Below are 13,928 nucleotides of genomic sequence, written 5' to 3'. Positions count from 1 at the left end.
TACTCGCTCCATGATCCATGGCCCAGCGAGGCATCAAATGACGGCGCAAGCGAGCTTCGACCCCCAGGCATTTCGCGCGGCACTCGGAACTTTCACCACGGGGGTGACGATCATCACCACCCGTGCGGAGGACGGCTCTCCGATCGGCATTACCGCGAACAGTTTCAATTCAGTCTCGCTCAATCCGCCGCTGGTGTTGTGGAGCCTGGCGAAAAATGCACGCAGCCTGTCGGCCTTCTCGGGCAATCCGCACTGGAACGTGCATGTTCTGTCGGCGGAGCAGGAATCGATGTCAGGGCGCTTCGCGTCGCAGGGCGGGGACAAGTTCGCCGGCGTCGCGCTGGACGAAGGCATCAGCGATGCTCCGCTGCTGCAGGATTGCACCGCGCGCTTCCAGTGCCGCACCGCGTTCAGCTACGAAGGCGGGGATCACGTGATCTTCGTCGGCGAAGTGCGCGCGTACGATCGCACCGATCTTCCTCCGTTGGTGTACCAGGGGGGACAGTACGCGCTGGCGGCGCGCAAGCCGCGCAGCGAAGTGCGGCTTGCTGCGCCGCCGCCGCCCGAGTGCAGCTATACCGAGGATCTGCTCGGCTACCTGCTCGGGCGGGCGCATTACCAGACGCTCTACGCATTACGCGGCATGCTCGGTGGCGATGCGCTCGACGAGACAAGCTTCTTCCTGCTGTCGGTGCTGTGCATTCGCGACAACCTGACGCTCGACGAGATCAATGCATTCGTCGGCTATACCGGCATCGAAGCGACGCAGTTGGCGATGAAGGCGCTGGAGGACCGGTGTTTCGTCGCCTGCGAGATGGCATCGGAAGGGGCGCGTTACGTGCTGACAGCCCATGGGCGCGAAGCCTCGCTGCGCCAGATCGCGCTGGCGAAGGCGCTGGAGGAGGATATTGCCGACAAGCTCGGTGCGGGGGACGCGATGGCGCTGAAACTGCTGCTCAAGCGTCTCGTCGCGAGCACCGACCCCGGTCTGCCGGACTTGTGGGCGCCGCGCTGAGTGCGCGTTTCCGATCAACGCTTTGAACAACAACCACCGTAACAGGAGCACGATGAACATTCTCGACCGATTCAATCTCGACGGCTGCGTCGCCGTCATCTCCGGTGCCGGGCGTGGCATCGGCCGCGCGATTGCGCTGGCCTTCGCTGAAACCGGCGCCGATGTCGTCTGCGCTGCGCGCACGCTGGCCGACGTGGAGGCGGTTGCGGAAGAGGTTCGTGCCATGGGGCGCCGTGCGCTGGCGATCTCGTGCGACGTCAACAACCCTGCGCAGCGCGAGGCGGTGATTGCCGCGGCACGCGAGAGCTTCGGCCGTGTGACCCATCTGGTCAATAACGCCGGCGGTGCGGGGCCGAATAATCCGTTGATGATGACGCCGGAGCAGTTCGAGGACGTGTTCCGCTTCAATGTCACCTCGGCCTATGCGCTGAGCCAGCTGTGCGTGCCGCTGATGCGCGAGGCGGGCGGCGGCAACATCATCAATATCACGTCCGGCGCCGCGCGCTACGCGCAGACGCAATTCAGCGCCTACGGCACCGCGAAGGCGGCGTTGACCCAACTCACCCGCCTGCTGGCGCAGGACTTCGCGCCGATCGTGCGTGTCAATGCGATCGCGCCGGGACCGATCCTCACCGACGCACTGAACCGTGTGCTGCCTCCGCACATGCGCGACGGCATGATCGCCAGCACGCCGCTGAAGAGCCTCGGCGAGACCGACGACATCGCCGCCGCGGCTCTGTATCTCGCCTCCGACGCGTCCCGTTGGGTGACCGGCAAGATCATCGAGGTCGATGGCGGCGCCGAATCCAGCGTCTGGCCGGGTTGACCCCTGCTTCCATACTCCAATCCCGACGATGCCGCAGCACACACAATAATGAATGAATCGATTATCCAGGCCCTTGGCGACGAACTCCACGCCGCGCTGCGCGAGCGGCGCACCGTGCCGCCGCTGACCGGACGTCACCCCGACATCACCATCGCCGACGCGTACCGTATCTCGCTGCACATGCTGCGCCGGCGCGAAACTGCGGGCGAGAAGGTGATCGGCAAGAAGATCGGCGTCACCAGTAAACCGGTGCAGGACATGCTCGACGTGCATCAGCCGGATTTCGGTTTCCTCACCGATGCGATGCAGCTTGAGGACGGCGCGACGGTCAGCCTGAAGGGCGCCAGGCTGATCCAGCCGCGCGCCGAAGGCGAGATCGCTTTCATGCTCAATGCCGACCTGCAAGGCCCCGGCGTGACGCGCGGGGACGTGCTGGCGGCGACCGAATGGGTCGTGCCGTGCTTCGAGATCGTCGATTCGCGCATCGACGACTGGAAGATCCGCATCCAGGACACCGTCGCCGACAACGCCTCGTGCGGCGTGTTCGTCGTTGGTCGCGAGCACACGGACCCGCGCGGGCTGGACCTCGCGGCGCTGCGCATGGAGATGTTCCGTAACGGTGAACCGGCCGGCAGCGGGCTCGGTTCGGCAGTGCAGGGGCACCCGGCGGAAGCGGTTGCCTGGCTTGCGAACACGCTGGGTGAATTCGGCATCCCGTTCCGCAAGGGCGAGCTGATCCTGTCCGGTTCGCTCGCGCCATTAGTGCCGGCGGTCGCCGGTGACCGTTTCACAATGCGCATCGACGGCCTGGGCGGTTGCTCGATCGGTTTCGACTAAGAAATGGTTTTTCCGGTTGCAGGCACGCGGCGCGCTGCACGTGCGCTCCTCCTCTCCGCCGCGTCGCCTGCATCCACCCCACAGAGACCCCAAGGAACACGACATGAAAAAAATCAGATGTGCGCTGATCGGACCGGGCAACATCGGCACTGACTTGCTCTACAAGCTGCAGCGCAGCCCGGTGCTGGAGCCGGTGTGGATGGTCGGCATCGATCCTGTGTCCGACGGCCTCGTGCGTGCGCGCGAAATGGGCCTGAAGACGACCGCCGACGGCGTCGACGGCCTGCTGCCGCACGTACAGGCGGACAACATCCAGATTGCTTTCGATGCGACCAGCGCTTATGTGCACGCGGAAAACAGCCGCAAGTTGAATGAACTCGGCGTGCTGATGATCGACCTGACGCCAGCGGCGATCGGGCCATTCTGCGTGCCGCCGGTGAATCTCGTCGATCATCTGGGTCGGGCCGAGATGAACGTCAACATGGTCACCTGCGGCGGCCAGGCGACGATCCCGATGGTCGCGGCGGTCTCGCGCGTGCAGCCGGTCGCCTATGGCGAGATCGTCGCCACCGTCTCCTCGCGCTCGGTCGGTCCCGGCACGAGGAAGAACATCGACGAATTCACCCGCACGACGTCCGGCGCGGTCGAGAAGGTCGGCGGCGCGAAGCAGGGCAAGGCGATCATCGTCATCAACCCGGCCGAGCCGCCGCTGATCATGCGCGACACCGTGCATTGCCTGACCGAATCCGAACCCGACCAAGCCGCGATTACTGCCTCGATCCACGCGATGATCACCGAAGTACAGAAATATGTGCCGGGATACCGGCTGGTGAATGGCCCTGTATTCGAGGGCAATCGGGTGTCGGTGTTCATGGAAGTGGAAGGCTTGGGCGACTACCTGCCGAAGTACGCCGGCAACCTCGACATCATGACCGCCGCCGCAGCGCGCACCGCCGAAATGTTCGCCGCGGAGATCCTCAAGGGCGAGTTCGTGCTGCAACCGGTTGCCCGCGAGTCTCAGCCCCTTTCCCTCCCCGTCACCGCCTGAGGAATACGCCATGGATCTGCACGGCAAGAAAATCACCGTCCACGACATGACCCTGCGGGACGGGATGCACCCGAAGCGTCACCTGATGACGCTCGAACAGATGAAAACCATCGCCTGCGGGCTCGACGCAGCGGGCATCCCGCTGATCGAGGTCACGCACGGCGACGGGCTCGGCGGCTCGTCGGTGAACTACGGCTTCCCGGCGCACACCGACGCGGAATACCTCGGCGCAGTGATCCCCTTGATGAAGCAGGCGAAAGTATCGGCGCTGCTGCTGCCGGGCATCGGCACCGTCGATCACCTGAAGATGGCGTTTGATCTGGGCGTCAACACGATCCGTGTCGCGACCCACTGCACCGAGGCGGATGTCTCCGAGCAGCACATCGGCATGGCCAGGAAGCTCGGCCTGGACACCGTCGGCTTCCTGATGATGGCGCACATGAACAGCGCCGAGGGGCTCGTAACGCAGGCCAGGCTGATGGAAGGGTTTGGTGCAAACTGCATCTACATCACCGATTCGGCCGGCTACATGCTGCCCGGCGACGTGAAGGATAAACTCGGCGCCGTGCGCGCAGCGCTGAAGCCGGAAACTGAACTCGGCTTCCATGGCCATCACAACCTCGCAATGGGCGTCGCGAACTCGATCGCCGCGATCGAGGCCGGCGCGAACCGCATCGACGCAGCCGCCGCGGGCCTGGGCGCCGGGGCCGGCAACACGCCGATGGAAGTGCTGGTCGCGGTGTGCGCGCGCATGGGCATCGACACCGGCGTCGACGTGTTCAAGATCCAGGACGTCGCCGAAGACCTCGTCGTGCCGATCATGGACTTTCCGATCCGCATCGACCGCGACGCGCTGACCTTGGGCTATGCGGGCGTGTACGGCTCGTTCCTGCTCTTCGCCAAGCGCGCCGAGAAGAAGTACGGCGTGCCGGCGCGCGAGATCCTCGTCGAGATGGGCCGGCGCGGCATGGTCGGCGGGCAGGAGGACATGATCGAGGACACCGCGATGACGCTCGCGAAAGCCAGAGCCGCGGCCTGACGGGTGGCACACAGGGACGGGGCCGGCCGGCCTCCTCCCGACCAAGGAGCCCCGATGTCCGCAGCGAACAGAATGCCCCCCGGCTGGCGCAGCCACGCTCTGCTGATGCTGCTCGCACTGATGTACGCCGACAACTTCGTCGGGCGGCAGATCATGGCGGTCATGATCGAGCCGATCAAGGCCGAGTTCGGCGCGAGCGACACCGCGATGGGGCTGATCTCCGGTCTCGCCTTCGCGGCCGTTTATGCGCTGCTCGGCCTGCCGATGGGGCGTATCGCGGATCGTGTGTCGCGCGTGCGCTTGCTTGCGGTCTCGTGCCTGTTCTGGAGTGTGGCGACCGTGCTGTGCGGACTGTCCGGCAGCTTCGTGCTGCTGGTGCTCGCACGCATGGCGGTGGCAGTGACGGAGGCGCCGGCCACGCCGGCTGCGCTGTCGATCATTGCCGATCTCTATCCGCCGCAGCGCCGTTCGTTCGCGATCAGCTGCTTCACTGCCGCACCGACATTCGCCGCGATCCTCGCGCTGAGTGTTGGCGCATGGCTTGTCGGCACTTATGGCTGGCGCACCGCCTTTGTCGTCATCGCACTGCCGGTGCTGCCGGTCGCAGCGCTGCTCGCGTTCGCGGTGCGAGAGCCGGCGCGCGGCGTGTGGGACGGCGGCCACACCCTGGCCGTTTCCGGTGCGACGGCATCGCTCGGGCTGCTGTCGACAGTCAGCGGGCTGTGGGCCTGTCTGCCGTTCCGCTACCTCGTCATCGCCAGCGCAGTGACGACGCTCGGCGCCAACGCCTACGGCATGTGGAACGCGACCTTCCTGGTGCGCTCGCACGGCCTGCCGCTGCAGCATGCCGGCCTGCTCGCCGGCCTGATCGGCGGCAGCTCGGCCGGTTTCGGCGTGCTGTTCAGCGGCTGGCTCACCGATCACCTGACCCGCCACGGACAGCACTGGCACCTGCGGATTCCGTTGATTGGCCATGCGATCGCCGTCGTTGCGCTCGCCGCCTACCTGTTGTGGCCGGTGGACACCCTGATCCGGGTCGGAACGGTGCCGGTGCCGACCGCGATGTTGTGGTGCGCGCTGAACGGCTTCTTTTCGGTATGGTGGGTAGCGCCTTCGTATAGTTACATCACCCATCTCGTTGCCCCCAACCGGCGTGCGGTCGCGCTCGCTTTCCTGACGATCATGACGACGCTGCTCGGGGTCGGCGTTGGTCCGCTGCTGATCGGGCTGATCAGCGACACACTGCGTCCGCTGTATGGCGCGGAATCCCTGCGCTACGCGCTTTTATGTGCTTGCCTGACAATTCTTGGCGCATCGCTGGCGCTGCTCAAGGTCCGGGCCTTACAGGCGCGCCATCAAATGACGCGGCGGGGATGGCGGCGAATTCCGCTTCCTGATCCGCTATCAAGGCCGTGGTCAGCGTGCCCATGGCAGTGGTTTCCTTGTCGTCATTTACGCCCGCCGGGATCGCGCGTCGCGCTGCTGCCCGAGGTTTCGCCGCCCGCCGGTGTCCTGTCCGCAAATGAAATGGCAAAGGCCGTATTGGAGCCGTCGGGGCGGAATGCGGTTTAGTCGAGTTCAATACACTCTCGAATCAAGTCGTAGGTTCCCGAGGCGCGGATCGGCCTCGCTCAAACCAACGGCCTCGGTGGCAACGCAAGCGCGGCCATCCCGAAGCGGTAAATCTGCAAGCAGTTTAAATGACGTGGGAGACTGAATATGTCGACGCATAATCGCGAAAATATGGTCAAGCCGGACTATATGTCCGAAGACGAGTGGCAGGCGATAAAGGAAGCGACCGAATCGCTGGCGCGCATTCGGGGGGATGCCAAGGCGGATGTCGAGCGCTATCTGGCCAACCCGGACGGCTGGTCAACGGGCAAGGGATCGCCGTCCGGTTTTCCCACGCTGTTGTTGACTGCGGTTGGCCGTAAATCGGGCGAGAAGCGCACCACGCCCCTCGTCTTCCTGCAAAACGGCGACGACATGGTTGTGGTCGGGTCGCTGGCCGGTTATGACAGTCATCCCACCTGGTATCTCAATGTCAGCGCCGATCCCAAGTGCTGGGTGCAGCTGGATCGGAACAAAATGGCCGCGATGGCCCGGGACGCGACCGATGAGGAGCGCAAGGAACTGTGGCCCAGGCTGACGGCCTTGTTCCCGCCCTGGGGTTTCTTCCAGGAGCAAACCGATCGTCCGTTCGCGATCGTCATCATTTCTCCGACCGGCCCGGCCTGATCCAAAAAAGAGTTCGATCGGCCTCCCACATATGAAGACGCCATCGATCCCGCTTACGGATGATTTCTAGACTGTGTTGCGCGTGCCTCGTTAATGCCATCGCGGAAACACTGTGGGGATAAAGTCATGATTAACGTGCAGTTCGAACGCCTTTTCGCTCCATTGCAGGTGGGTCCCATGCGGGTGCCGAACCGTATCTGCGAGACCACCAACACCATTAATTCGTCGATGGCGCCGGGTTTGATCGACGAACACTTCATTGCGCACCACGGCGCCAAGGCCAAGGGCGGCACGGGCTGGATCGGCAGCGAAACCTGGCTCCTCAATGTTCCCTTTCCTCCCGGCGCGCCGGATGAGATTTCTTTCCGTGGCGGTTTTGGCTGTCATCAGGCCGCGTATCAGAATCCCGCCTTTGTCGAAAGCTGGAAAAAATTCGTCGATGAAGTGCACGAAAGCGCTGCGGTGGTGGTCGTTCAGTTGACTCACCTCAATGCGCTCTGGGCACCTTCGCCCATACCGGTTATTGGCGCGCAGGACTACACGCCCCATGTACTGGGTGAAGAGGAAATCGAATTCCTGCTGAATGGTTATGCCGATGCCGCAGAGGTCGCCAGGGACAGCGGCGCGGATGGCCTCGAGATTCACTGCGCCCACGAAACCATCGGCTACAGCTTCCTGTCGCCCGTCACCAATCGGCGCACCGACAAGTGGGGCGGTGGCCCGACGGAGCGTATCCGTTTCGTGGTGGAAGCGCTGAAGCGCATCCGCGAACGCGTCGGCGACTCGATGGCGCTGGGCATACGGGTCAACGGGCAGGAGTCCCGCGCGGGGGGCTACGACAACATGGAATTGCGCGAGATGCTCTTCCATATCGGCGAAACGGGCCTGCTTGATTTCGTTGATCTCGACGTGGGTCATTGCTGGGGGGCTCCATCCTATGTGCCGTCCTCCTACCATCCGCACGCGGAGTATCGTGAATTCGGCAAGGCGGCCCGCGCCGACCTGGCCGACCTGAATCCGGATATCGCTGTCCTCTTCACCGGACGCATCAACGATCCCGTATTGGCCGAGGAACTGCTCAAAGGCGGCTATTGCGACTTGGTGGGGATGGTGCGAGCGGGTATTGCCGACCCCGAATTCGCAAACAAGGCGCGCGAGGGGCGTTTGGGCGAGATCCGTCGTTGCATCGGCTGCACACGCTGCATCGACGAGGCTGCGGAACCCGTAAACATGCCGTATGCGCCCACCTGTTCGATCAATCCCGTCATTGGCAATGAACTGCGCTGGAACGCCGATTACCGGTCGGCAGACACACCGAAGCGCGTGGTGGTGGTGGGAGGCGGCGTCGCCGGATGCGAGGCCGCGCGGGTCGCAGCCATGCGTGGTCACAAGGTGATCCTGATTGAGCAGGGCAAACGCCTGGGCGGCCAATTGCTGATCGCCGCCAGGGCGCCCGGGCGTGATTCCTTTGAGGACCAGGTCTATTTCGAGGAAAACGCCTTGGCTCGCCTAGGCGTGGAGGTGCGGCTGGAGAGCGGCGCGGATATCGAGACGATCAAGGCGTTGTCGCCTGACTCTGTAGTCATTGCAACGGGTTCGATTCCGCGTGTGCCGGATGACGTTGCGGGAATCGACCTGCCGCATGTGATGCAGGGTTGGGACGTATTGCGGGGCAGGGTCACGACCGGCGATCGAGTGGCCATCATTTCGCAGGAAGACTATTACCAGACGCCTTGTGTTGCCGAATACCTCGCCGAGCGCGGCAAGAAAGTCGAAATCTTCCACAAGTCCGTCCATCTGGCGACTGAAGTTGCCAGGTATTCGATCGGGATGGTGCTGAAGCGCATGGAGACGTGCGGCGTGAAAGTCCATCCGAACCTGATTCTGAAGGAAATCAAGTCCGACGGGCTCGAGTTTGTTTCCTCGTGGGGCGGCAAGACCTATTGCGAAGAGGGATTTGATAGCGTGGTTCTGGTCTACGGCTCGGTCCAGCAACCTGAGCTGTATCACCAGCTCATGGCCGACGGCTGCATTCCGCAGGTCTTTCTGGCCGGCTCGGCGTGGGTGCCGCGCCGTTTGGCAGAGGCTACGCGGCATGGCGCCAATATCGGCCTGTTGATTTAACGAATCTCTGGAAAATCTGTTGAGGATGTGGGTGGTTGCCGGGAATGGGCGGTTCAAGGGCCGACCATGAAGCAACGGCGAAAGACCTATGCAGCCTGCCTTTCGCCGGCGTCCGCATTTGCTCCGCGATCGTCCGGAAATGACTCGCCTGCATTAATGACTGCGAAATTCAGGCCATTAAACTGGATACAGCAGGAGACAGATTTCGATTCTTCAATTCCGAATGAGGACACCCGATGAGCCGCGCTCTCGAAGATGTCGTCGTACTTGATTTGACGCAGCAGTTCTGTGCGTCCCTGTCGGCAGCGTTTCTCGCTGACTTCGGTGCGCGGGTCATCCGCCTGGATGTGCCGCCCGCACGTCTGGCTAGTGATGGCAAGTGGAATCATGAAGCCGACCTGATCCATCGCAACAAGGAGAGCCTGGCGCTCGATCCGTCCGGCGAACGCGGCCGCGCGCTGCTGCACGAACTCGTGGCGAAGGCCGACGTAATCCTCACGGACTGGCAGCGCGACGAACTGGCGGCGCTCGGCATCGACTACGCCGGGGCCTCCGCGCTGCGCCCGGACATCGTGTTCGGCCGCATCTCCGGCTTCGGCCCGGTGGGTGCGGACGCCGACCTGCCGGCCATCGACGAACTCGCGGCGGCGCGCACCGGCATGATGCCGATCCTGCAACAGCCCGGCCAGCCGCCGATCTATACCGGCGCCGGCGCGATGCACGCGACGGTGATGCTGGCCTTCGGCGTCGTCACTGCGCTGATGCATAGACAGGTGTCGGGGGAAGGGCAGGCGGTCGACGTGTCGCTGTTCGGCGCCAACATGTACGGCGCGGCGCTCGACATCCAGGCCTTCCTCGCGATCGGCGAGGGCGAACGCTTCCTCAACCCGATCTCGCGCCTCGACGTGTCGAACCCGATGTCCGGTTCGCTGTATCCGAGCGCCGATGGCCGCTGGGTCACGCTGACGATGCCCGACACCGACCGCTGGTGGCCGGTGTTCTCGGCGGCGGTCGGCATCGCCGTCGACGACCCGCGCTTCGACACTCACGACAAGCGTACTGAAACTCACCGGCTGGAACTGATCCGCGAACTGGAACAGGCTTTCCAGAAACAGCCCGGCAGCCACTGGCGCACGGTGTTCCAGGAAAAGCAGATGTCCGCCGACGTCATCGAACAGTTCGACTACCCGGCGAACGATCCGCAGGTACTCGCCAATCGCTACATCCTCGAACTTGACCATCCGAGCTTCGGCAAGATCAAGAGCCTCGGCTTCCCGATCTTCATGAGCGACAGCCCGGCCCGTCTGGAGCGCCTTGCCCCTTGCGTCGGCCAGCACGGCCCGCAGGTGCTGCATGAATTGCTGGGCTATCCGGAACAAACCATCCACCAGCTCCGCGCTGGCGGTGTGGTGGCCTGAACACGAACATAAGCAGCGCGCAAGGGAGTCCGATTGTGGCGAAAGCACTCGAAGGCATACGGGTCATCGACCTGACCGTGTGGTTCCAAGGGCCGGTGTCGGCGCAATATCTCGCCGATTTCGGCGCCGAGGTCATCAAGGTCGAACGGCCGCAGGGCGGCGACCAGGGGCGCGGTGTGCGCTCGATCAAGTCGCTGCCGGTCGGCGACTGGAACCAGTATTTCCTGGTCATCAACCGCAACAAGAAAAGCATCGCGATCGACCTCAAGACCGAGGCCGGCCGCGAGATTCTTTATCGCATGGTCGCGAAATCCGATGTCTTTCTATCGAACCTTGCGCCCGAGATGCTCGAAAGCTGGGGGTTGTCCTACGAGAAGCTATCATCGATCAACCCGCAGATCGTGTATGCGACGAACACCGGCTACGGCCGCTTCGGCGGCGCGTCGAAGCCGGCCTTCGACATGACCGTGCAGGCGCTGACCGGCGCGATGGCGCGGCTTGGCGAACCTTCCGAGCCGCCGGTGTACCTCGGCATGGGCTCGGGCGATGCGTATGGCGGCGTCATGTCCGCGCTGGGCATCGTGCTCGCGCTATACCAGCGCCGCCGCACCGGGCGCGGCCAGTACCTCGACGCCTCGCTGTACGGCGCGCAGCTCTTCCTCGCCGCGCCCTGGCTGCAATCCTTCCTCGGCGGCCATCGCGACGCCGCGCTGCAGCACTCTCGCAAGCGGGCCGAAAACCCCTTGTGGAACCTCTATCCGAGCGCCGGCAAGTGGATCTTCCTGTGCGAGCCGAACGAGGACGAGCGTTTCACCGCGCTGTGCCGCGCGCTCGATGCGCCATCCCTGCATGCGGATCCCCGCTTCGCCAGCGCCGCGCTGCGTGCGCAGCACAACGAGGCGCTGATCGAAGTCATTGAAGCGCACACACTGAAGCGTGACCACGCCGCGTTGATGGGAGCGTTCGTGAGTGAGAGTGTCGTTGCCAGCCCGGTGAACAACCTCGCCGACGTCGTCCGCGACGAACAGGCGTGGCAGAACAAGTACTTCATGAAGGCGTACTGCGAGGAAGTGCAGCGTGAAGTCGAGGTGCGCGGCCTTCCGGTGACGCTGTCGAAGACGCCCGGCGAAATCAACAGCCTCGGCCCGCAACTGGGTCAAGACACCGAATTGCTGCTGATGGATTTGCTCGGCTATGAGTGGGACGAGATTGAGGCGCTGAAGTCCGCGCGCGCGATTCCTTGAACGGCCGGTACGGCTTCCGGAGACGAAATCGAAAAATGAACGCGATGATGAACGAGCAAGTGCCAGGCACCGCCTGGAGCGACTGGGGCAACGTTGCAGGCGATGGCCTCGACGACTTTGTCGAGATCCTCTACGAGAAGAAAGCCCACCGGGAACTCGGAGGCGGTGTCGCACGGATCTCGCTGAACAAGCCGGACAAGATGAACACGCTGACGCTCGTGACTGTGGATGAGATGTTCCGGGCCTTCTACGACGCGAACCACGACCCCGCCATCGGCGTCATTGTCGTCGCTGCGAAGGGCAAGCATTTCGGCGCCGGCGGCGACGTCGAATGGGAGCGCTGGGGGCTGCGCGAAGCCTTCTATAACCGCTATCCGCACAACCGCCTGATGCGGCTGTCACGCAAGCCGATCATCGCGCAGGTGCAGGGCTACTGCATTGCCGGCCACAACCACATGGCCTACTGCTGCGACTTCACGATCGCTGCCGACAACGCGATCTTCGGCCAGGCCGGTCCGCGCGTGTCCTCGCCGGCAGACGGCTTCTTCGTGCCCTACCTGACGAAAGTCGTCGGCGCGAAGAAGGCGCGCGAGATGTGGATGCTGTGCCGCAAGTACAAGGCGCCCGAGGCGCTGCAGATGGGTCTGATCAACACCGTCGTGCCGCTTGCCGAACTCGAAGCCGAAGTCGACAAATGGTGCGAGGAACTGCTGTCGGTCAGTCCCGGCTGTCTCGAAGTACTGAAGGCCGCGTTCGACCAGGAGATGGACGGCTACAAGGAGTCCTGCGTCACCTCGGCGGCGATGTACCCCGACTGGTTCGACATGCCGGAAGGCAAGGAGGGCGGGGCGGCGTTTCTGGCGAAGCGCAAGGCGCAATTCTGGGACATCCGCCGCGACGAAGCCGACAGCCGCCGGCAACTGCTCGCAGACTACGAGGCGCAGCAGGCGCCGGTGCGCGACTGAGGGCAGGGTCATGTTCAAAGACAAGGCCTGCATCGTCGGCATCGGCGAAACCCAGTTCTGCCGCAAGCCGGGCTCCGGGCTCTCCGAGATGGGCATCCAGCTCAAGGCGGCGCTCGCCGCGCTGGAGGATGCCGGCCTCGACGCCTCGCGCATCGACGGCATCATGCCGTTTCCGAACGTCGGCAAGGCCGAAGCCTTTGCCGCGAGCCTCGGCTGCGAAAACCTGCGCTTCGCCGCCACACTGCACATAGGCGGCGCCGCGCCAGTCGCATCGCTACGCATGGCGGCGCTGGCCGTGAGTTCCGGCGCGGCTGACTACGTGCTGGTCCCCGCCGGGTGGAACGGCTACTCCGGCGCGCGCGTGCGCGAAACCGCGGCGAACGACGTCGGCTCGATTCCCGGCGGCGAGATCGCGCGCGACTTCTATATCCCCTTCGGGCTGACCGCGCCGCCGCAGTGGTACGCGCTGATGGCGCGCCGCCACATGCACGAATACGGCACCACGGCGGAGCAACTCGGCGCGGTCGCGCTGGCGATGCGCAAGCATGCGCAACTGAACCCGGCGGCGGTGATGCACGGCAAGCCGCTGACGATGGCCGACTATCTCGCCTCGCCGATGATCGCTTCGCCCTACCGGCTGCTCGACTGCTGCATCGAGAGCGACGGCGCGGCGGCCTTCATCGTCACCAGCGTCGAGCGCGCGCGCGACCTCAGGCAGAAGCCCGTCTACATCATGGGCGCCGCGGCCGGCCAGCCGTATCCGGCCGACGAGATCACCAACCGCGCCGACTTTCATCGCACCGGCCTGACGAATGCCGCGCCGGAAGCGTTCCGCATCGCTGGCGTGAGCCCGGCCGACGCCGATTTCGCGCAGATCTACGACTGCTTCACCTTCGAAGTCATCCAGCAGCTCGAAGAAGCCGGCTTCTGCCGGCGCGGCGAGGGGGGCGCCTTCGTCGAGCACGGCGGCATCGAACTGGGCGGCCGCCTGCCGGTGAATACGCACGGCGGGCTGTTGTCGCAGGCGCACGTGCTGGGCATTTCGCACGTCGTCGAGGCGGTGCGCCAGCTGCGCGGCGACGCGGGGGCGCGCCAGGTGCAGGACGCCGAGATCGGCGTCGTCACCGGCTGGGGCGATTTCGGCGACGGCAGCATCGCGATCCTGCGGCGCTAG

Annotated in this window: 12 protein-coding genes; all 12 read left to right on the top strand. The window is 64.3% G+C overall.

The annotated features are described in order from the left end of the window. Positions 1-37: 37 nt before the first annotated feature. The 12 genes from GO606_RS14930 to GO606_RS14875 all read left to right on the top strand — a co-directional run bounded on the left by GO606_RS14930 (position 38) and on the right by GO606_RS14875 (position 13,928). Positions 38-1,015 carry a flavin reductase family protein gene (locus tag GO606_RS14930; RefSeq protein ID WP_169118496.1) on the top strand — a complete coding sequence of 326 codons (978 nt, stop codon included), beginning with the start codon at positions 38-40 and terminating at the stop codon, positions 1,013-1,015. Between the two features lie 52 nt (positions 1,016-1,067). Continuing rightward, positions 1,068-1,841, top strand: a complete 774-nt coding sequence (locus tag GO606_RS14925; protein WP_169118497.1) for a glucose 1-dehydrogenase — start codon at positions 1,068-1,070, stop codon at positions 1,839-1,841. 48 nt (positions 1,842-1,889) lie between these two features. Next, positions 1,890-2,678, top strand: coding sequence for a fumarylacetoacetate hydrolase family protein (locus tag GO606_RS14920; RefSeq protein WP_169118498.1), 789 nt, complete (start codon positions 1,890-1,892; stop codon positions 2,676-2,678). Between the two features lie 103 nt (positions 2,679-2,781). Further along, positions 2,782-3,726 (top strand): acetaldehyde dehydrogenase (acetylating), encoded by a 945-nt coding sequence (locus GO606_RS14915; RefSeq protein WP_169118499.1) that lies wholly within the window; start codon positions 2,782-2,784, stop codon positions 3,724-3,726. 10 nt (positions 3,727-3,736) lie between these two features. Next, positions 3,737-4,765, top strand: coding sequence for a 4-hydroxy-2-oxovalerate aldolase (dmpG, locus tag GO606_RS14910; protein WP_169118500.1), 1,029 nt, complete (start codon positions 3,737-3,739; stop codon positions 4,763-4,765). A gap of 54 nt (positions 4,766-4,819) precedes the next feature. Then, positions 4,820-6,337, top strand: a complete 1,518-nt coding sequence (locus tag GO606_RS14905; protein ID WP_246979618.1) for a spinster family MFS transporter — start codon at positions 4,820-4,822, stop codon at positions 6,335-6,337. Between the two features lie 147 nt (positions 6,338-6,484). After that, on the top strand, positions 6,485-7,003 hold the full coding sequence (locus tag GO606_RS14900; RefSeq protein ID WP_169118501.1) for a nitroreductase/quinone reductase family protein: 519 nt from the start codon (positions 6,485-6,487) through the stop codon (positions 7,001-7,003). 126 nt (positions 7,004-7,129) lie between these two features. Continuing rightward, positions 7,130-9,127, top strand: coding sequence for an oxidoreductase (locus tag GO606_RS14895; protein WP_169118502.1), 1,998 nt, complete (start codon positions 7,130-7,132; stop codon positions 9,125-9,127). Between the two features lie 236 nt (positions 9,128-9,363). After that, positions 9,364-10,545, top strand: a complete 1,182-nt coding sequence (locus GO606_RS14890) for a CaiB/BaiF CoA transferase family protein (protein WP_169118503.1) — start codon at positions 9,364-9,366, stop codon at positions 10,543-10,545. A gap of 35 nt (positions 10,546-10,580) precedes the next feature. Then, complete coding sequence (locus GO606_RS14885; RefSeq protein WP_169118504.1) at positions 10,581-11,789, top strand: CaiB/BaiF CoA transferase family protein; 1,209 nt, start codon at positions 10,581-10,583, stop codon at positions 11,787-11,789. A 35-nt stretch (positions 11,790-11,824) separates the two neighbouring features. Beyond that, on the top strand, positions 11,825-12,754 hold the full coding sequence (locus GO606_RS14880) for an enoyl-CoA hydratase-related protein (RefSeq protein WP_169118505.1): 930 nt from the start codon (positions 11,825-11,827) through the stop codon (positions 12,752-12,754). A gap of 10 nt (positions 12,755-12,764) precedes the next feature. Further along, positions 12,765-13,928 carry a thiolase C-terminal domain-containing protein gene (locus GO606_RS14875; RefSeq protein ID WP_169118506.1) on the top strand — a complete coding sequence of 388 codons (1,164 nt, stop codon included), beginning with the start codon at positions 12,765-12,767 and terminating at the stop codon, positions 13,926-13,928.

The sequence above is a fragment of the Aromatoleum anaerobium genome (genome assembly GCF_012910705.2).
GTDB lineage: Bacteria > Pseudomonadota > Gammaproteobacteria > Burkholderiales > Rhodocyclaceae > Aromatoleum > Aromatoleum anaerobium.
The sequence above is the reverse complement of the archived record's forward strand: the minus strand, read 5'-3'. Positions and strand labels throughout refer to the sequence as shown.